The organism is Enterobacter sp. Ap-1006 (assembly GCF_011752835.1).
In the GTDB taxonomy this organism is placed as follows: Bacteria; Pseudomonadota; Gammaproteobacteria; order Enterobacterales; family Enterobacteriaceae; genus Cedecea.
Window position 1 is genome coordinate 225,671 of record NZ_VWWU01000004.1, and the last position, 19,486, is coordinate 245,156.

19 protein-coding genes and 1 tRNA gene are annotated in these 19,486 nt (G+C 56.5%); 12 read left to right on the forward strand and 8 right to left on the reverse strand.

Annotated features, from left to right (window positions below; genetic code table 11):
- Window positions 1–24 precede the first annotated feature (24 nt).
- Window positions 25–111 (forward strand) — tRNA-Leu (locus F3J28_RS13905).
- Between the two features lie 39 nt (window positions 112–150).
- Here the strand turns inward: F3J28_RS13905 and F3J28_RS13910 are convergent.
- A complete protein-coding gene (locus tag F3J28_RS13910) occupies window positions 151–426 on the reverse strand; it encodes a DUF1435 domain-containing protein (protein ID WP_166876962.1) in 276 nt (91 codons plus the stop codon).
- A 228-nt stretch (window positions 427–654) separates the two neighbouring features.
- Between F3J28_RS13910 and F3J28_RS13915 the strand changes: the two genes are divergently transcribed.
- A complete protein-coding gene (locus F3J28_RS13915; protein WP_166876965.1) occupies window positions 655–1,719 on the forward strand; it encodes a GGDEF domain-containing protein in 1,065 nt (354 codons plus the stop codon).
- A 129-nt stretch (window positions 1,720–1,848) separates the two neighbouring features.
- On the forward strand, window positions 1,849–2,640 hold the full coding sequence (gene fhuF, locus F3J28_RS13920; RefSeq protein WP_166876968.1) for a siderophore-iron reductase FhuF: 792 nt from the start codon (window positions 1,849–1,851) through the stop codon (window positions 2,638–2,640).
- Window positions 2,641–2,682: 42 nt separating this feature from the next.
- Here the strand turns inward: fhuF and F3J28_RS13925 are convergent, their stop codons facing one another.
- Entirely contained in the window at window positions 2,683–4,029 is a 1,347-nt protein-coding gene (locus F3J28_RS13925; RefSeq protein WP_008460071.1) for a PTS cellobiose transporter subunit IIC, read from the reverse strand.
- A 13-nt stretch (window positions 4,030–4,042) separates the two neighbouring features.
- The gene (locus F3J28_RS13930; protein ID WP_039290026.1) at window positions 4,043–4,348 is read right to left on the reverse strand and encodes a PTS sugar transporter subunit IIB; all 306 of its coding nucleotides are present in this window, start codon (window positions 4,346–4,348) and stop codon (window positions 4,043–4,045) included.
- Window positions 4,349–4,557: 209 nt separating this feature from the next.
- Between F3J28_RS13930 and F3J28_RS13935 the strand changes: the two genes are divergently transcribed.
- A complete protein-coding gene (locus tag F3J28_RS13935) occupies window positions 4,558–5,016 on the forward strand; it encodes a YbaK/EbsC family protein (RefSeq protein WP_166876971.1) in 459 nt (152 codons plus the stop codon).
- Window positions 5,017–5,053: 37 nt separating this feature from the next.
- On the opposite strand, the gene F3J28_RS13940 is transcribed toward F3J28_RS13935, so the two are convergent.
- Window positions 5,054–5,854, reverse strand: a complete 801-nt coding sequence (locus F3J28_RS13940; RefSeq protein ID WP_205247196.1) for an AraC family transcriptional regulator — start codon at window positions 5,852–5,854, stop codon at window positions 5,054–5,056.
- Window positions 5,855–5,973: 119 nt separating this feature from the next.
- Here F3J28_RS13940 and F3J28_RS13945 point away from each other — a divergent pair, with 119 nt between their 5' ends.
- From F3J28_RS13945 to F3J28_RS13970, 6 genes are all read left to right on the forward strand, one after another.
- Entirely contained in the window at window positions 5,974–6,888 is a 915-nt protein-coding gene (locus F3J28_RS13945) for a DMT family transporter (protein ID WP_166876974.1), read from the forward strand.
- A 98-nt stretch (window positions 6,889–6,986) separates the two neighbouring features.
- A complete protein-coding gene (locus F3J28_RS13950; RefSeq protein WP_166876977.1) occupies window positions 6,987–7,763 on the forward strand; it encodes a threonine/serine exporter family protein in 777 nt (258 codons plus the stop codon).
- The gene (locus tag F3J28_RS13955; protein WP_166876980.1) at window positions 7,754–8,227 is read left to right on the forward strand and encodes a threonine/serine exporter; all 474 of its coding nucleotides are present in this window, start codon (window positions 7,754–7,756) and stop codon (window positions 8,225–8,227) included. Before F3J28_RS13950 ends, F3J28_RS13955 begins: the two co-directional genes overlap by 10 nt.
- 67 nt (window positions 8,228–8,294) lie before the next feature.
- Window positions 8,295–8,741, forward strand: coding sequence for a MarR family winged helix-turn-helix transcriptional regulator (locus F3J28_RS13960; protein WP_166876983.1), 447 nt, complete (start codon window positions 8,295–8,297; stop codon window positions 8,739–8,741).
- A gap of 95 nt (window positions 8,742–8,836) precedes the next feature.
- Complete coding sequence (locus tag F3J28_RS13965) at window positions 8,837–9,265, forward strand: organic hydroperoxide resistance protein (protein WP_166876986.1); 429 nt, start codon at window positions 8,837–8,839, stop codon at window positions 9,263–9,265.
- Between the two features lie 139 nt (window positions 9,266–9,404).
- Entirely contained in the window at window positions 9,405–9,917 is a 513-nt protein-coding gene (locus F3J28_RS13970) for a YjjA family protein (RefSeq protein ID WP_166876989.1), read from the forward strand.
- Window positions 9,918–10,126: 209 nt separating this feature from the next.
- On the opposite strand, the gene F3J28_RS13975 is transcribed toward F3J28_RS13970, so the two are convergent.
- Window positions 10,127–10,867: a CDP-diacylglycerol diphosphatase gene (locus F3J28_RS13975; RefSeq protein ID WP_008460056.1), complete on the reverse strand. Its 741-nt coding sequence runs from the start codon at window positions 10,865–10,867 to the stop codon at window positions 10,127–10,129.
- 20 nt (window positions 10,868–10,887) lie between these two features.
- Window positions 10,888–11,814 (reverse strand): LysR family transcriptional regulator, encoded by a 927-nt coding sequence (locus tag F3J28_RS13980; protein ID WP_166876992.1) that lies wholly within the window; start codon window positions 11,812–11,814, stop codon window positions 10,888–10,890.
- 134 nt (window positions 11,815–11,948) lie between these two features.
- Between F3J28_RS13980 and F3J28_RS13985 the strand changes: the two genes are divergently transcribed.
- Window positions 11,949–13,736: an adenine deaminase gene (locus F3J28_RS13985; protein ID WP_166876994.1), complete on the forward strand. Its 1,788-nt coding sequence runs from the start codon at window positions 11,949–11,951 to the stop codon at window positions 13,734–13,736.
- Between the two features lie 16 nt (window positions 13,737–13,752).
- Entirely contained in the window at window positions 13,753–15,096 is a 1,344-nt protein-coding gene (locus F3J28_RS13990) for an NCS2 family permease (protein ID WP_008460050.1), read from the forward strand.
- Between the two features lie 47 nt (window positions 15,097–15,143).
- Here F3J28_RS13990 and hldE read toward each other — a convergent pair whose 3' ends face one another.
- Window positions 15,144–16,571, reverse strand: coding sequence for a bifunctional D-glycero-beta-D-manno-heptose-7-phosphate kinase/D-glycero-beta-D-manno-heptose 1-phosphate adenylyltransferase HldE (gene hldE / locus F3J28_RS13995; RefSeq protein ID WP_166876997.1), 1,428 nt, complete (start codon window positions 16,569–16,571; stop codon window positions 15,144–15,146).
- Window positions 16,572–16,620: 49 nt separating this feature from the next.
- Window positions 16,621–19,479 carry a bifunctional [glutamate--ammonia ligase]-adenylyl-L-tyrosine phosphorylase/[glutamate--ammonia-ligase] adenylyltransferase gene (gene glnE, locus F3J28_RS14000; RefSeq protein WP_166877000.1) on the reverse strand — a complete coding sequence of 953 codons (2,859 nt, stop codon included), beginning with the start codon at window positions 19,477–19,479 and terminating at the stop codon, window positions 16,621–16,623.
- Window positions 19,480–19,486: the final 7 nt, after the last annotated feature.

Genomic DNA, 19,486 nt, shown 5'->3' on the forward strand with positions numbered 1-19,486 from the left:
TTCAGATGCAAATCTGAAAACTGTGCGAAGGTGGCGGAATTGGTAGACGCGCTAGCTTCAGGTGTTAGTGTCCTTACGGACGTGAGGGTTCAAGTCCCTCTCTTCGCACCACTTCTTATGAAGTGACCCGCTTTCTCTCCTCCAGCTTGTTTATCTCATCGATCCCAAATTCATCACAATCAACAGCAATCCGCTGGCAAATGCTACGCACGATGGCAGTAAAACAAAGTGTCTTAACGTTTTATGGTAGAGCATCAATGCCGTGGCAAGCAGCCCGATAACCACCAGCACGCGCCACTGACTGAAACTGAGATCCAGGCAGGCAAGCAGCGCCACGGCAAGCCCCGCCACCATTACACTCCAGCCACTTTCGAGTCGTCGTTGCAGCATTTTACGCCCCATCATGATAATGATAACCAATATCATATGATAAATTTTCTCAACTGTCAGCGTAAAAACGTGCGCGACCTATAGCTGAAATAGCCAGGGTTGACGTGTCATTTAATGACAGATTTTCAGTAAGGTGATAGATTGAGCGCCGGCTTTAGTTTGCCTTATAAAAATTCCAATAGTTGCCAGAAAAGTCGATAACTCGCTTTTCATTAATACGACACACACAACACCTGACGCGCTTACCCAAGACACAATCGTTCTATGACAGCCCAAACCTGGCGAGCCTTACTCAAAGCAAAGCAGCTGCTTTCTTTACGTTTATTTTTGCTGCTCAACGCCCTGGCAGCCGCTTTTGCTATGCTCTTTCCAATCCATTCGACAATGCGCATAACGACGCCCGTTGCCGCCATTCTGCTGATTAGCCTGGCCTTGCTTGCCTGGCAGATGTGGAATAATAAGCAGCTGATTAACCTGAATATTATCTCGCTATTTCTCGGGTTATTATGGGCGGTGCATATTTTCATTAAAAACGCGGCTATCGGGGATCTGGACACCTCATTTCTGGTGATTAGCCTGATGTCGGTGCTTTTTATTGGCGCTATTGCATTTATTAATAATATTGTGGCTTTCCTGCTGCACAGCCTGCCCGTGGCGCTGGTCGTACTTTGGCTGGGTAATGTTGACCAATGGCTGAGGGTAATTTATTCCATTGCGCTGCCCGCTATCGGAATCGCTATTCAGCATATTATTCAGAAACGTAATGACCGTTTCACCCAGCGGCTGATGAATAAACTGCTCGAAGAAAAAGAGACGCTGACCGATCTCAGCATGCTCGATCCTTTAACCGGCCTGTACAACCGCCGCGGCTTTCAAAACCGCCTCGAGCACATTCAGGCCTCCGGCAGCGGCAGCCATTACGTTTTGCTGCTGGATATCGACCACTTCAAGTCGTACAACGACCACTACGGCCATGCGATGGGCGACCAGGCGTTGATCCGGGTCTCAGCAGCGATTCGCGATGCCGTGCGTTCAAGGGATCTTGTCACGCGCTACGGCGGGGAAGAGTTCATGATTATGCTCACCAACATCGACGCGGAACGTGCGATGCAGTCGGCGGAAAGGATCCGCCAGCGCGTTTTCGATTTGGACATCCCGCATATGTTTAATACCCAGGTCGCGACCAACGTTACCGTCAGTATCGGGCTTGCGCCATTCACTGAAGGCAGCATAGACGATGCGCTGAGCCTCGCGGATAAAGCGCTTTATCAGGCCAAAAACCGAGGAAGAAACAGCATCCTGACAAACGAAATGATTGCCGTGAATTAGCCCGGCGAGACGCGCCAGATCGCAAAAACAGCCATCACCCAGCGGTGGCGGTGAATTCACCTTGCCAGAGATTTCGCTCACCGTTAGTATTGCTAATCATTATCATTTAGATTACTCCCTGACGAAAGTATGGCGCTTCACTCCCTCCAGCTCAGCGATGACAGCGGTTGCTTTGTTCTACCCTGGTCCCCCGCGGCAAGCCCGCAGGCGGATTCGCTGCGGGAGTATTTTGCCGCGCACCGCCCGTACTTCAACGACATCATCAAATTAAACGAACAGGTTCCCGCCACAGCAATGACGCTAAGCGAGTGGCAGCGTCCCACCACGCTAACCTCTCTGATGGCGGCCTACGGCGACCATATCTATCGTCACCAGCCTGAACTTACCCGCGAGCACAAACCGCTGAAGTCTTTGTGGGCGCAATGGTACATCGGCCTGCTGGTGCCCCCGATAATGATGGCGCTGCTGACTCAGCCCAAAGCGCTGAATATTGCCCCTCAGCATGTGCGGGCCGAGTTCCACGAAACGGGCCGGGCAAAATGCTTCTGGATTGACGTGACTGAAGATTGCCGGGCAAGCGAGCAGCCGCTCACTTTGCGACTGGAGAAGTTCATCGTTGAAGGTTTGATGCCCGTCGTGGCGGCGCTGGAAGCCAGCGAAGAGATCAACGCCCGGCTTATCTGGAGCAACACCGGCTACCTGGTGAACTGGTTCTTCGGCGAGCTAAAACCACTGCTGGATGAACAGAGCCTGGCGGCGCTGGTGCAGACCTGTTTCTTTGAAAAACAGCTTTCATGCGGCCGGGAGAATCCGCTTTATCGCACGGTCATCCCGCGTGAAGGCATTCTGGTCAGACGCACCTGCTGCCAGCGCTATAAGCTGCCTGACGTGCAGCGCTGCGGGGACTGTACCCTGAAATAGCAAACGGCGGGTTTCCCCGCCGTTCTTCATTCCGCTAAACCATTAAGCCAGCTGTTGGCTCCCTTCCTCGCTCGCTCTCTGGGCTTCTTCTTTCTCCTGCTCCAGCAGTTGCTTCTCGTACACTTTGAAGAACGGGAAGTAGATGATGGACGACACGCAGGCCAGCAGAATCACCAGGATAGCCGCACGGAAGTCCCAGCCCAGCGCCCAGGCTGCGCCAATTGGGGCAGGAGCCGTCCACGGCACAACGGAAATCACGCGGCCAATCAGATCCAGCTTCATCGCGCCCCAGGCCAGCACGGCGTTGACCATTGGCGCCAGCAGGAACGGAATAAAGAACACCGGGTTCATCACAATCGGCGTCCCGAAGATCACCGGTTCGTTAATGTTAAAGCAGGTTGGCACGATGCTCAGGCGGCCAATGGAACGCAGGTGGGCAGATTTACTGCGCAGATAGCAGATAACCAGCCCCATCGTTGCCCCGGAACCGCCGACCACGATGAAGAAGGTCCAGAACGCTTCCATAAAGATATGCGGCAGAGGTGCACCGGCAGCCAGCGCGCCCTGGTTAAGGCCCAGGTTGGTCAGCCAGAACATCTGCAGCATCCCGGAGACAATCGCCGCCCCGTGGATACCCGCAAACCACAACAGGTGAGCAATCAGTACGGCAAGGAGAATCGCCGGCAGAGAATCCGCCGCGGACACCAGCGGTTTGAACAGCGCCATAATGGCCTGAGGGATCAGCATATCGAACTGGGACTGAATAAACAGGCTCAGCGGATACAGCGTCAGCACCACAACCAGCACCGGGATCAGCAGATCAAAAGAGTTTTTGATCATCGGCGGCACCTGGTCCGGCAGCTTGATGCCGATGTTATGCGCCTTCAGGAAACGCATCATCTCTACGCAGTAAATCGCCACCAGGATTGCGGTGAAGATCCCGGTGCCGCCAAGGCTGTCCACCGGCAGCGTACCTTTGGTTTTCGGGGCCGCAACCACCAGGAAAGCCATCAGCGACAGCATGGCGCACATGAAAGGATCGAGCCCGTGCGATTTAACGTAGTGTTTACCCAGGTTGTAGGCGATCGCCGCACAAATGTAGATAGACATGATGCCCATCGTCATATCAAACGGCGTTAAAATCTGCCCTTCAAACTGCTTCGCCAGGTCGAGCCAGGCGCGAGCAAAGCCCCATGTCGTGGTGGGCGAAAACGGGGGATAAGCAAAAACCAGCAGGAACGAGCCGACAATCATAAATGGCATCGCAGAAATAAAGCCGTCGCGAATGGCCATCACGTGACGCTGGGAAGAAATGCGGCCAGCTATCGGGCTAACGTAGTTCTCAACAAACCGAAAAATTAAATTAAAAGCAGCATGGTTGGAAGACATAGTGGCTCTCCTGTCAGGCTATCAACGCGAGTGCGTCGGCGAGAATTCTGTCGCCGCGCATCATTCCGTAATCCATAGAGTTAATGACCGTGACCGGGATCCGTTTGGGCGCGGCCTGAGCCTTAAAATCTTCCAGACGGTATTTGATCTGCGGACCGAGTAAACAGCAATCAAATTCAGGCATAACATCCGTGAACTCTTCGATACCTACCGCCTTGATCTCAACCTCAATCTGTTGATCCTGGGCGGCCTGTTTCATCCTGTTCACGACCATACTGGTAGACATACCAGCGGCACAGCATAAAAGGATACGTTTCATAGACGACTCTTATTATTAGGTACAGGGGGGTTACAGGGTTCAGTATTCCTCGCGGAATTTATTACTGCAACCGGTTACTGCAACCGGTTTCATTGATTGTGAAGGAGATCCAGAAATTTCTGACAAGGCGGGTATGAGATAAGTATAAGCGGTTTACAGAAAGCACAAGCTTATGCGAAATTATTTGCCACCTGGATCAGGAGAAAATCATGAGTTTGCAGTCCGTGCGGCAATTCTTCGCCGACCATGCCCCCGATATAGATATCATCGAGCTAAACCAAAGCACCGCTACCGTCGCGCTTGCCGCCGCCGCCCACAATGTGGCACCCGGACAAATAGCCAAAACGCTCTCATTAAAGGTCAAAAACGACATAATCCTGATCGTCGCAAAGGGCGATGCTCGTCTTGATAATAAGAAACTTAAAGAAGCATTTGGCTCTAAAGCGCGCATGCTCAGCAGCGATGAAGTGGTGAACTGGACCGGGCATCCGGTCGGTGGCGTTTGCCCTTTCGGGCTGGAAAACCCGCTGGCGGTATTCTGCGATATCTCACTCCGCCAGTACGATGAAGTGCTGCCCGCCGCAGGGGCCATTCACAGCGCCGTCCGCATTTCACCTGATCGTATGGCTGAACTCACCCACGCCAAATGGGTGGACGTCTGCCAGTAAGTTTGCTGCAGCCGAAGGCAAAAGACTTTCGGCTCAGTTAACGCTCCAGCCCGATGACACGCTTGCGATACTCATCCGGCGTTTCCTGGGTTAAGCGGCGGAACATCGTAATAAACGCCGATGAACTGCCGTAACCCAGCTCAAAAGCGATATTCTCGACGGTCCATCCCTCGGCCAGCAAAGGCATCGCTTTCACAATTCTTAGCCTCTGCCGCCACTCCGCCAGCGTCATACCCAACTCGCGCTGGCAACGTCTCATCAACGTTCGCTCACTGGTATTGGCCAAAGCCGCCAACGCCGCCACGGAGCGGCTATCCCCAGGGTTTTGTTCCAGGATATTAAGCACCCGCTGAACCACAGGATCGTCCGATCCTGGTAGATAGTTCCCCACCCTTTCGGCCTTAATCAGCCTGTCAACCAGCACGCGCAGGAATCGCGACTCCTCTTCAGAAGGAGGAATACCCGGCGGGTTAAGGTGTAAATGCTCGAGCATCGCCCGGACGAGAGGCGTGATAGCCATAACGGTCACCTGCTGCGGAAACGCTGCGCACTCCGCGAGGCTGACATATACGGAGCTGTGCCACGCCTCCATCCGGTTTTGCGCAAGATGCTGGGTGTCCGGCGGCAGCCAGATACCGTATTGGGACGGCACCACAAAGTGTCCTCCGGCATATTGCACCTCCACGACGCCGCTTACCGCTGAAACAAATTCTCCCCAGGGATGACTGTGTTCCAGGTACAAACCGTGCGCAGGCATCGGCGCGCTACGAAAGTACAGCGTGGCCGGAAGTTCGCCGGTAAAAGGCGCGATAAGGATGCTGGGCGTTTTCTTTGGCACGGATATCCACCTTCAAAGTCGTAGAGAAAACATTGACCGAAACGCACGATGGCATGGCGGTTTCTCACTATATCAAGCATATCACCCCAGTTGATAATGCGTTTTTCGGGAGAAAACGCATGTCCAGATACAAGACCATAGACCGCCTGGCCGTCGCCGGGATGATCACCCTCTGCATGATATGGAGCCTGCAGCAGCCCGGCCTGAAGGCCACGGCTGAAGACGCCAGCCCCATCCTACAGATCGCCTTACGTTCTGGTATAGGCGCGGGGCTGGTCGCACTTTATATGCTGTTGAGAAAAGAGAAAATTCAGTACGCCTCCCTGCCCTGGCTTGCTGGCGCGGGAGCTGGGGTTCTGTTTGCAATCGAGTATTTGTTTCTTGGCATCGGCCTGCGTTATACCAGCGCCGCGCACGGCGTAGTTTTTCTGTATACCGCACCGCTGTTTGCCGCAGTAGGCCTGCACTTTACCCTGCTCTCTGAGCGCCTGACGCCGGTACAGTGGATCGGGATCGTATTGGCATTTATTGGCGTCATCGTCACATTTTCAGCGCCAGATGGTGGGCACTCATCGTTTTTCGGGGATCTCTTTTGCCTGCTTTCCGGCGCATCATGGGGCGCGACCACCGTGCTGGTTCGCACCTCCCGCCTGGCCCAGGTTTCCGCCGCCCAAACGACGCTGTTTCAGCTTGCGGGGGCTTTTATTGTGCTGCTTGCAGCGTCGTACCTCCTGGGGCAAACCCACTTTAACCCCACACCGCTTCTGCTGGCCAATATGGTCTTTCAGTCTGTGATTGTTTCCTTCCTGAGCTTGCTTATCTGGTTTGCTTTACTGCGCCGCTACCAGGCTTCTGCGCTCGGCGCCTTTTCTTTTGTCACGCCTCTGCTCGGGGTCGTGTTTGGCGCCTGGTTACTGAATGAAAAGATAAACGCTGGTTTTCTGCTGGGATCGGTTTTCGTCATCGGCGGCATTGTCTGCGTGAGCTGCAACCAATGGCTGGAAAAAATAATCACGTTTCATCGCCGGAGATAGTGACGCAAAGCTTGATCTGACGCGGCTAATAAAGCGATGCGCTCATGTTAAATGGATCAACGTTAAGCGTATTTCCTTCTCTTTGGTCAGGATCAAGCATGCAGCCAGATGTTGCTTCCCAGCGGGACGTCACTCGTTTATGTATTCAATGTGCGCTCTTTTTACTGCAGCACGGGGCAGAAAGCGCACTGGTCGAGGAGCTTTCAACCCGCCTTGGCAAAGCGCTGGGAATGGACAGCGTGGAAAGCTCAATCTCCGCTAACGCCATTGTACTTAGCACCATTAAAGACAATCAGTGCCTGACGACTACCCGCAAAAATAACGATCGCGGGATCAACATGCACGTCGTCACCGAAGTGCAGCACATCGTGATCCTCACCGAACACAAGCTGCTGGATGCCAGGGACGTTCTCAAACGCTTCGAACACATCAAACCGCTGCGTTACCCACGCTGGCTGGTCGTCCTGATGGTGGGTCTTTCCTGCGGCTGCTTCTGTAAACTGAACAACGGTGGCTGGGACGGGGCGTTTGTCGCCTTTATCGCCAGCTCACTGGCGATGTATGTCCGCCAGCTGCTCACCCACCGCCAGCTTCATCCGCAGATCAACTTCTGCATTACCGCGTTTGTCGCCACTACCGTTTCGGGTCTGCTTATCGCCAAAGGCCCGTTTGCCGCCACTTCCAATATTGCGATGGCCGCGAGCGTGTTATTACTCGTCCCCGGTTTTCCGCTGATTAACGCCGTGGCTGACATGTTTAAAGGCCACGTTAATACCGGGCTTGCTCGCTGGGCGATGGCCAGCCTGCTCACGCTGGCAACCTGTATTGGCGTGGTGATGGCAATGGCGATATGGGGGCTAAGAGGATGGGCATAATCGAATTTCTTCTGGCCCTGCTTCAGGATATGGCGCTGTCTGCCGTGCCGGCGGTGGGCTTTGCGTTAGTTTTTAACGTGCCTCAGCGCGCCCTGCCCTGGTGTGGCCTGCTCGGCGCCATCGGCCACGGCTCGCGTATGGCGATGATGACGGCGGGTTTAAACATCGAGTGGAGCACTTTTCTGGCGTCGATTCTGGTCGGCATCATTGGTATTCAGTGGTCACGCTGGTATCTTGCTCATCCGAAAGTCTTTACCGTTGCGGCCGTCATTCCTATGTTTCCGGGGATCTACGCCTATACCGCGATGATCTCGGCGGTAAAATTGACGCACTTTGGCTACAGCGATCCGCTGATGATCCAACTGGTGACCAACTTCTTGAAAGCGTCATTTATCGTCGGGGCGCTGTCCATCGGGCTCTCTCTGCCGGGACTGTGGCTTTATCGCAAAAAGCCCCGGGTCTGATCGCACAGACAAAATCGCCGTAAAATAAAATTTGCTATTTAATCGCGCACTATCTATATTGAGAAGCATGAAGAAGACACCCACAGAAACGAACGCCCTGCTGCTGGACAACCAGCTTTGCTTCGCGCTCTACTCCGCCAATCTGGCGGTGAACAAGCTCTACCGCCAGCTGCTTGCGCCGCTGCAGCTCACCTATCCGCAATACCTGGTGATGCTGGTGCTGTGGGAGCAGGACGATGTCACGGTGTCGCAAATCGGCGAGCGTCTGTTTTTAGACTCAGCCACCTTAACGCCGCTGCTAAAACGGCTTGAAAGCGCAGGGCTGCTGCTACGTCAGCGCTCCCGCGAAGATGAGCGTCAGGTGGCAGTCACGCTGACCCAGGAAGGGAAAGCGTTGCAGGAAAAAGCGCTGGGTATTCCAGACTCCGTGCGCTGTGCTTCAGCCTGTAGCGTAGACAGCATGCTGGCGCTGAAAGCGCAGCTGGAAACTTTGCGCAGTAATTTAAATACGTAATAATTAATCGTCGATACTGTCGGCGATTTTTAAAACACCATGTAAATCGCACGCTATTTTATAGCGCATACTAAATGTAAGGTGAGGAACCTGCCATGTCTTTAGAAAAAGTCGTTTACACCGCAAAAGCCAAAGCCACCGGTGGCCGTGAAGGTCGTGCAACCTCTTCCGACGGCGTACTGGACGTCAAACTGGGCCTGCCAAAAGAGATGGGCGGCGCGGGTGGCGAAGTCACCAACCCTGAGCAGCTGTTCGCGGCGGGCTACTCCGCATGCTTCCTGGGCGCGATGAAGTTCGTTTCCGGCCGCGACAAAATCTCCATGCCGGCTGATGCTTTCATCGAAGGCGAAGTCGGCATCGGGCCACTGCCAACCGGCTTTGGTATCGAAGCGAAGCTGAACATTCACCTGCCGGGCATGGATGCTGCTGAAGCGAAAAAACTGGTCGATGCGGCACACATTGTTTGCCCATACTCCAACGCAACCCGCGGCAACATTGATGTGACCCTGAACATCATCAACTGATGCTACAGCCGGGGAAACCCGGCTTTTTCACCTGCCCCCACGGTTTAAGACAACTCTCAATCCCCCTGCTTCCGGCCAAAGCGCTATACTCACGCCTGAAATCTCCTGCACCGCAGGCAAACAAAGCGAGTATCACAAGATGAAAGCAAGGAATAAAACGCTCTGCGCAATGGCGCTGGCAGCAGCCTTTTTCGCGAGCCAGGCAACTGCTGCAAACTGGCAGGAACAACTTTCCAGCGCCGCCAATGAACTGACTAAAAGCGGCAATGCCACTACCACCAGCAATGGCGCTCAGACCGGCGGTCTCTCTCTCTCTTCACTGACCAGCCTGCTGAACGGCAACAGCAAATCTCTCAGCTCAAGTACGATGACCAATGCGGCTGGCGTGATGGAGTACTGCGCGAAGAATAAACTGGCTTCCGTCACCAATACCGACAACATTAAAAACCAGCTGATGACCAAGCTGGGGCTGGAAAGCAGCACCAAGCCTGCCGACAAGCAGGACTACAATCAGGGCCTGATGGGCTTACTGAACACGGCCAACGGCCAGAAGCTGGATCTGAACAGCATCGGCAACTCGCCGCTGGCTGAAAAGGTGAAAACCAAAGCCTGCGATCTGGTGCTCAAACAGGGCATGAATTACCTGTCGTAACGGCACAAAAAAATGGCCTCTTGCCAAGAGGCCATTTGAGGTTGCTGACAAAGAGGGAAAAAGCGTGGTTTTTCCCTCTTTGTGGTTATCAGCCGAAAATCAATGCATTGATTTTCCATTTTATTTTTATGGCGACACATTGCAGAATTTTATCCGCCTGGAGTTAGTCATCAGTCTGAAATGGCCTCTTGCTAAGAGGCCATTTTGTTTTAGTTTGCCAGCGAGCAGCTGTAGTCCAGCATCTCTTCCGCCGAGCCCTGGTTCCCGCCCAACAGCTGACGAGGATTAGCCAACAGCACCACATCCCCCTTCGTTGTCACCACTCGCGCCAGGCCAAAGTTTTCCATCTCATCGCCCTGAGCCTTCACGTACTCCGCCAGCACGGTAAACGGATTCGCCTCTGCCGGGACTTTTCTCGCCAGATATTTATGGCCAAGGATCTCCGCACCAAACGGCTGCCACTGGTCACCGACTTTGTCGGCAAGCTGGTTAATGGATTGATACACCTCAGGGCGCAGGCAGGACAGGTGAATGTGCAGCTGGTTCTGAGAACGTCCGTAGCGAGAGTTGATCGCTAACACCAAATCATCGTCCCGAACCGCTTTTGTGGTTTCATCCAGCAGATAGTGGCGATTCTCCCACGCATCCAGGAAGTAATTTGGCGCACCGTTTTCAAGGATCTTCGGGCTCTCGATACCGGTGATTTTGTCCGTCGGCATCAGCAAATTATGCAGCGGGCCTTTGGCATCTTTAAATACCAGGTAGCGCCCGGCCAGATCGACTTTCAGGCAAGGCGCTGGTGAGTGGTTCTGCTGCTGATTGGGAATGCACTGCTGGCTGATGATATTCCACAGAGCATCACTGTGGCGATGCAGCAGCCACAGGCGGATTGCGACGGCGGCCACCAGCAAAATCAGCAGCACAACCACCACGCGCAGGATCTTTTTCATGTCAGGTTTTCCTTGTAAAGTCAGAGTACTTTTCGTTGTTGTAATAGGCGGACAATAAGCTGGAAGCAGGCTTCTATTTGCGGCGCGAACGGCTCAGTGCTGCGCATCAATGCCACGGTGCGGCTCAGCGAAGGCTGCTGCAAATGAATCACTTTCAGCTCGGGGTCCTGCAAAAAGGTGGTGTAAAGCTGCGGTAAAATCGCCACCGCCAGCTGCGAGCGCACCAGTCCATAAAGGGTTTCAATAAAATCAACCTGATAGCGCGCATTCAGCGTCAGGCGCTGGCTTTCCGCCATCGCCGCGACCAGCCGGCTGATATTCCCTTTTGAAAACACCGCGATGTCCCGCTTCACCAGGCTTCGCCACGGCGCGTGGCTGGATTCTGCCAGAGGATCGTGACAGTTGACTACCGCCACGAAGGGATCTTCCTGCAGCGGATGGATCTCCAGCGTTTTGGGCACAGAGCTGTCCAGCGCCCCCAGGCCAAAGTCCAGCTGGCCGCTTTCAAGCTGGGCAATCAGCGCATCATTGGTGCGGTCGTGAAACTCCACCCGCAGGCGAGGAAAAGCCTCTGCAATACGTTGAGGAATATCGGGAAATAAAAGGCTGCCGACCGAGGGCACCAGGCCTATGCGAAGCGTGCCATCACCGCCGTCCTGGACAATGCGCTGCATGTCGTCAAAAGCGCGCTGCGCGACGTTGAGCACGCGTTCGGCATGGGGCAGTAGCGCTGAACCCAGGTCCGTCAGCGTCACTGCCGCAGCGGTTCTGTTAACCAGCTTCCCGCCCAACACGGACTCAATCTGCCGTAACGCGCTGCTTAGCGCGGGCTGGCTAATGGCCAGCCGGTTGGCGGTATCGGTGAAATGACGAAGTTTGGCCAGCGTCACAAAATACTGGATCTGTTTTAACGAGAGTGCGGGAAGGCGCTGCCAGGGTTCAGCCATTGGAGTATCAGGGTTGCCAGGTAAACGTTTGCCACAGGATAAACGTTTCTTATCGGCTGATAAATTAAATCATCTGGGCAAAGCGTATTCCCCTGCCTAGAGTAGCCGTCAGAGCCCCTGTTTTGGAACCAGTCATGACTCCTGCTGATTTACGTCGCCGCGCGGTGAAAGCCGCTCTCGGCGAAACGCCTTTCGACCTGCTGCTCATCAATGGCCGGATCGTGGATATGGCCACCGGTGAAATCCGTGAGGCGGATGTCGGTATCGTCGGTACGCTCATCGCCAGCGTACATCCACGCGGCAGCCGCGAAGATGCCGCCCAGACTCACGATCTCGCCGGAAACTATCTCAGCCCAGGGCTGATGGATACCCACGTCCACGTTGAAAGCTCCCACCTGCCGCCTGCGCGCTATGCGGAAATTGTCGTCGCCCAGGGCACCACAACGATTTTTTGGGATCCGCACGAGCTGGCGAACGTGCTCGGTATTGAGGGCGTACGTTACGCCGTTGATGCCAGCCGCAACCTGCCGCTGCGCGTGATCTGCGCGGCCCCGTCCAGCGTGCCTTCAACGCCGGGCCTGGAAATGTCCGGCGCTGATTTTGCCGGGAAAGAGATGGAAACGCTGCTTTCATGGCCGGAAGTGGCGGGCGTAGCCGAAGTGATGGATATGCACGGCGTGCTGAACGGCAGCGAAAGAATGCTGGAGATTCTTAACGCTGGCCTGGAAAGCGGCAAACTGATTGAAGGACACGCCCGCGGCCTGAACGGCGCAGGATTGCAGGCCTACCTTGCCGCTGGCGTGACGTCAGATCATGAACTGACCTCCGCAGCCGACGCGCTGGAAAAACTGCGTGCCGGGCTGACCCTGGAGATACGCGGGTCACATCCGTATTTGCTGCCAGAGATCGTCGCCGCGCTGAACGGCCTGCCGCATCTTTCCTCACAGGTCACCGTCTGCACCGACGACGTGCCGCCGGACATGCTGCTGGCGAAAGGCGGTATCGTTGCCCTGCTGAACTTGCTCATCGAGCACGGCATGAAGGCCGAAGATGCTTTGCGCCTGGCCACGCTGAACGCCTCGCTGCGCCTGCAACGCCCGGATCTCGGTCTGATTGCCGCGGGCCGCACTGCCGACCTGGTGGTCTTCGATACGCTGGAAAAACTAAACGCTCAAACCGTTTATGTCGCCGGGAAGCTCGTCGCCGAACAGGGAAAAATGTTGGAGCCCGTCGCGGCACCGTCCATCGTTCCCCCGCGAGACACCGTTCGGCTGCAGTCGCTCAGCCCGAACGATTTTGTTCTCAAGGTGCCAGTGAATAATGGGCGCGCGCGTCTGCGCCACATCAAGGGCGCTCGCTTTACCCAGTGGAGCGAAGTTGAGGTAGAAGTCCGGCGCGGTGAAGTTCAAATCCCGGACGGCTTCAGCCTGATTTGGGTTCAGCACCGCCACGGCCGCCACGAGGCGAAACCACAGCTGGCGCTGCTCGAAGGCTGGGGTGAACTGCGCGGCGCGATTGCCACCACCTATTCGCACGACTCGCACAACCTCGTTGTCCTCGGCAGAGATCCGCAGGACATGGCGCTCGCCGCCAACGCGCTGATCGCCTGCGGAGGTGGGATGGCGCTTAGCCAGAACGGGCAGATGCTGGCGAAGGTAGAAATGCCAATTGCCGGAATGCTCTCCGACCTGCCCGCCGCCGAGCTGGCGCAGCAGTTTGCTCAACTCCGTGAATTGAGCAATAAAGTCGCCGACTGGGAGCCACCGTACCGGGTGTTCAAGGCCATCGAAGGCACCTGCCTGGCCTGTAACGCCGGGCCACATTTGACCGACCTGGGATTGACGGACGGCAGTACTCGCCAGATCGTCGACCCGCTTATTGAATGCCACGAATACCCGGCAGACGCACACACAACACATTAATCCGGAGAGCCAAGTAATGGCCGAAAATTCAGTGTCTCAGGCCGCCAGCGAAAGCTGGCTGGAGCGGCGATTCCAGCTTCGCAGCCGCCAAAGCAAAGTGAAAACCGAATGCCTCGCGGGCATCACTGGCTTTCTCGCCGCCGCCTATTTGCTGGTTGTTATCCCTGGCCTGCTGGCCGTGGGCGGGATGGATAAAGGCGCGGCAACCACCGGGACGATCGTTGTTTTTGTCCTCGGCACGCTGCTGATGGCGTTTTACGGCAACCTGCCGTTTATTGTCGGGCCGGGCATCGGCGGTTCGGTGCTGGTCGGCGTGACGCTTGCCGGGAGCGAGCATATTGGCTGGCAGATTGGCCTCGGCATCGCCTGCTGGTCAGGCATTCTGTTCTTTGCGCTTACCCGTCTTGGCCTGCGTGAAGTGGTCACGCGCTCGGTACCGCAGTCGATCAAGCTTGGGCTGACGGCCTCCATCGGCCTGTTTGTTGCGGTGCTGGGCTTCCGCAACGCCGGGCTGGTGCTTGCCAACGCCAAAACCAACGCGCTGGCGCTCGGTGACTTCACTTCTGCTGGCGCTGTCGTGGCGTTGTGCGGCCTGTTCCTGGCGATTGCGCTTCAGGCTCGCCGCGTGCCGGGAGCCATTTTATGGGCGATTCTGTTTGCCACTCTGGTCGGTATTCCGCTGGGCGTCACTCACCTGCCGCAGAGCTTTATCGCCATGCCGCACTCGCTGACGCCGGTGCTGGGGCACGTGGATATGCTCGGCGCGCTGAATATCGCCTTCCTGCCGTTCCTGTTTGTCTTCTTTGCCTCAGAGTTTTTCTCCACCATGGGCACGACGCTGGCGGTGGGTGGCGAGGCTGGCCTGCTGGACGAACATGGCAACATGCCGCACATCAACCGCCCGTTTATGGTGGATTCCATTGCCGCCGCGCTAGGCCCGTGGGTCGGCATTCCGGCGGCTACCGCGCTGATTGAGTCTTCAGCGGCGGCAGAAGCGGGCGGTAAAACCGGCCTCACCGCGCTGGCGGCAGCGGTAATGTTCCTGCTGATGCTGCTGTTTACCCCGGTAGCATTGATGATCCCGAAAGAGGCAACCGCGCCCGCGCTGATCCTTATCGGCCTGAACATGTTCAGCGGCCTGCGCAAAGTGGATCTGGGCAACTTCACCGAAGGTCTGCCGGTGCTGATGATGGTGATGATCACGCTTATCGCCAACAGCTTCGGGACCGGGATCGCTGGCGGCCTGCTGTTCTATATCATCATTAAGGTGATTGCAGGTAAATGGCGTGAAATCCCGGTGGGGCTGTACCTGCTGGCCATTCCGCTGGCGTACTACTTCGCCACGTTGGTGAAGCACTAGAAACAGAAAAGCCTCTCAAACGAGAGGCTTTTTTCTCGGCGGCCAATTTAGCCGTTATTCTGGATCTTCTTGATGATATTGGTGGTGGAGCAGCCATCTTCGAAGTTCAGTACCATCACTTCCCCGCCGTTGGCCCAAACCTCTTTGCTCCCGGCAATCTGTTCTGGTTTGTAGTCGCCGCCCTTCACTAAACGATCAGGCAGGACTTCACCAATCAGGCGCTGCGGCGTGTCTTCTTCAAACAACACAACCCAGTCCACCGCTTCCAGCGCAGCCAACACGATCATGCGCTGATCCTGCGGGTTAACTGGCCGGGTTTCCCCTTTCAGGCGTTTGGTTGACGCGTCGCTGTTAACCGCGACAATCAGGCGGTCGCCCAGCTTACGCGCGTTGGCCAGATAGGAAACATGGCCCGCATGCAGAATATCGAACACGCCGTTGGTCATCACCACGCGCTCACCGCGCTTGCGGGCAGCGGCAACCGCAACTTTCAGCTCGGCTTCGGTCATCACGCCAAAACCCGTTTCCGCGCGACCGCGCACCGCGTTTTCCAGCTCGACCGGAGAAACGGTTGACGTCCCCAGCTTGCCAACCACCACGCCAGCTGCGGCATTCGCGAAGTAACAGGCTTCTTCCAGCGAGTTCCCCGCCGCAAGCGTTGCCGCCAGTACGCCGATCACCGTGTCACCGGCCCCGGTCACGTCATAGACTTCCTGCGCCTGAGTCGGCAGATGGAAAGGTTCAATGCCCGGCTGCAGAAGCGTCATGCCTTGTTCTGAACGCGTCACCAGCAGCGCCGACAGTTCATAATCGGCGATAAGCTTCATGCCACGTTCCACCAGCTCGGCTTCGGTTTTGCACTTGCCAACCACGGCCTCAAATTCTGACAGGTTCGGGGTCAGCAGCGTTGCGCCACGGTAGCGCTCAAAGTCGGTCCCTTTCGGGTCGATGAGCACCGGAACTTTGGCAACACGTGCCAGGCGAATCATCTGCTGTACGGTCGCCAGAGCGCCTTTTGCGTAGTCGGAAAGCACCAGCGCGCCAATCTGCGGCAGCGCCTGGCTGATACGTTCGTGCAGCGGCTCAGGATCGACGCCCTCAAACCCTTCTTCGAAGTCGAGGCGAATCAGCTGCTGGTTGCGGGACAGCACGCGCAGCTTGGTAATCGTCGGGTGAGTCGGAACAGAAACGAAGTCGCACTTCACGTTGACCCCGGCCAGGCTCTGGCTGAGCGCGCGCGCCGCATCGTCAATGCCGGTCAGGCCAACCAGGCGAGAATTCGCGCCCAGCGAGGCAATGTTCATCGCCACGTTAGCCGCGCCACCAGGGCGTTCTTCGATGGTATCGACTTTCACCACCGGCACCGGGGCTTCCGGCGAAATACGGCTGGTTGGGCCGTACCAGTAGCGATCCAGCATCACATCACCAACCACCATGACGCCTGCACGGCTGTATTCGGGCAGCGTTACTTTCATTCCTGACTCTCCAGCGAGGGATAAAATTTTGCGCGGGATGATAACATAATTACTCTTCCGCGTGCGTTTGCGGCTCGCCAAGCCAGGTTTGCCAGCTCCGGCGCACCTGCTCACGCTCTTTCACAAAGGCGTCCAGCGCAACGTGGCCCGGCAATTCCTGCAGCGCCAGATGGTGCAATTCATCCCGCAGCGTGACATAGGCATGCGTCAACGCTTTGGCCTCGGCTTCATCCATGATGTCGTTCTGCGCCATCAGTTCCAGGATGCGCACGTTATCGGACCAGCGGGTTAGCTTCGGCGCTTCGCTGGCATAGCGCAGCACCAGATATTGCGTAATAAATTCGATGTCGGTGATCCCGCCTTCATCGGCTTTAATATCAAAGCGATCGCGGTGCTTATTGCCCAAATGAGCCCGCATTTTTTCACGCATCTCGCGCACTTCAACCTGCAGGGCTTCCCCTTCACGCGGCGTGCACAGGATCTCGCGGCGGATGGCATCAAACTGGCGGTTAAGCGCCGGATCGCCGTACACCACGCGGGCGCGAACCAGCGCCTGATGTTCCCAGGTCCAGGCTTCATTCTTCTGATAATCAGCAAACGATTCTGCGGTGGTGACCAGCATACCTGCCGCACCGGACGGCCTGAGGCGAGCGTCAACTTCGTACAAAATCCCGGTCGAGGTACGCGTGCTAAACAGATGCATGATGCGCTGCGCCAGGCGCAGATAGAACTGACGGCCATCGATTTCACGCTCGCCGTCCGTCATCACTTCCATCGGGCAATCATGCAGGAAAACCAGGTCCAGATCGGAACTGTAGCCCAGCTCCCAGCCGCCCAGTTTGCCATAGCCCAGCACGGCAAAGCCGCGCCCTTCTCTGTCCTGCAAATGACGAGGCTGGCCGTAGCGCGCCACCATTTGCGCCCAGGCACGCTGCACCACCGCATCAAGAATCGCTTCCGCAAGCCAGGTCAGATGGTCGCTGACCTTCATTACCGGCAAGGTGCCAGCGATATCGGCCGCCGCCACGCGCAGCATCTGCGCCTGCTTGAACTGACGCAACGCTTCCAGCTGCTGCTCTTCGTCTTCGTCCGGCACGCGCAGCAGATATTGACGCAGTTCGTCGCGATAGGCGTCCATTGCCGTGGGCTGATACAGCGTATTGGGGTCGAGCAGTTCATCCAGCAGTAGCGGATAGCTGGCAAGCTGCGCGGCAATCATCGGCGAGGCCGCACAGAGCGTAATCAGGTGTTTAAGCGCGCCGGGGAATTCACTTAACAGTTCCAGATAAGTTGTGCGGGTGAGGATCCCAAACAGCAGCGGAGTCAGGCGGGAAAACGTCAGCGGCGCGTCGGCCCGGGAACAGACTTCGCTCAGCAAGTTCGGCAGAAGTTGATCCAGCACCTGGCGGCCACGCGGGCCAATGGTGCGCCTGTCGATCTCCTGCCGGAAATGGCTAACTTGCTTCAGTAACTCTGCCCGCGCCTCAGCGCTCAAATGACTCAGCACCGCCGTGTTTTCATCGGCGTCCAGGGCGTCGATCCACAGCTCGCGCCAGCCTTCAGCAACTTTATCTTCACCGGCTTCCGGCTCATCGTCGCCAATCAGATCGTTAAAGACCTGACGCACGTCGTTCATATGCAGCTGCAGCGTTTGCTGCAGGGCTTCCCAGTCAGTCGCCTGCATCGCCCAGGCCAGCCGGGCACGGTTTAGATCGTCACCGGGCAAGGTCTGCGTCTGCTCGTCGTTGATGCTTTGCAGTAAGTTTTCCAGCCGACGCAGGTAGAGGTAAGCCGCACGCAGTTTCCGGGCGTCTTCTTCCGGCAGCAGATGAAGCTGTTGAATGGCTTCCAGGGTAGGCAGCAGCGAACGGGACTGCAGAGAAGGCTCCCGGCCACCGCGGATGAGCTGGAAGACCTGCACGATAAACTCGGTTTCGCGAATGCCGCCGGCGCCGAGCTTAATATTGTCCGTTAGCCCACGGCGACGGACTTCACGGGCAATCATGCCCTTCATGTTTCGCAGGGACTGAATCACGCTGAAGTCGATGTAGCGGCGGAACACAAATGGCCGCAGCATGTTGCGTAGCTCCTGGCTCCAGACATCGTCGTTGTCGCCCATAATCCGCGCTTTAACCATCGCGTAGCGTTCCCAGTCGCGCCCCTGCTCTTGGTAATAATCTTCCAGCGCGGCAAAGCTCAGCACCAGCGGACCGCTGTCGCCAAACGGACGCAGGCGCATATCCACGCGGTACACAAAGCCGTCCTGCGTTGGCTGGTCGAGGACTTTAATCAGGCGCTGCCCCATGCGGGTGAAGAACTGGGCGTTATCCAGTTCACGGCGCCCGCCCTGGGTGGAGCCGTTTTCCGGCCAGGCAAAAATCAGGTCGATATCGGAAGAGAAATTCAGTTCGCCTCCGCCCAGCTTACCCATGCCAAGGATCAGCAGCGGCTGCTGCTCATCGGCGGCGTTGCAAGGCGTGCCCCATTCGCGGCAGCAGGCGGCATAAAGCCAGTCACGGGCGGCAACAATCAGCGTTTCCGCCAGCGCGCTCAGCTGCTGCAGCGTGCTTTGCGTATCCACCTGCTCCAGCGCCTGCGCCCAGGCGATACGCACCATGATACGGCGACGGAAAAACCGCAGCGCTTTCATCAATGCCGCTTCGTCGTGCACATCCTGCAGATCCTGCTGCAGCCAGGCGGCATAATGTTGCCATTCGTCAGCCGTAGGGGCGTCCTGCTGCAGGATTTGCAGCCAGGCGGGATACGCCACCACGCTGTCACCAACAAAATCACTTATCGCCAGCACCGCGCGAGCTTCTTCGCTCAGTGTCAGGGAGTCAATCTCTTGCGGCAGGCGCGGCAAAAACGCCTGCAGGTGCTGCTGTAATAAAGGGGTCAGCGCCATCATGGTGGGT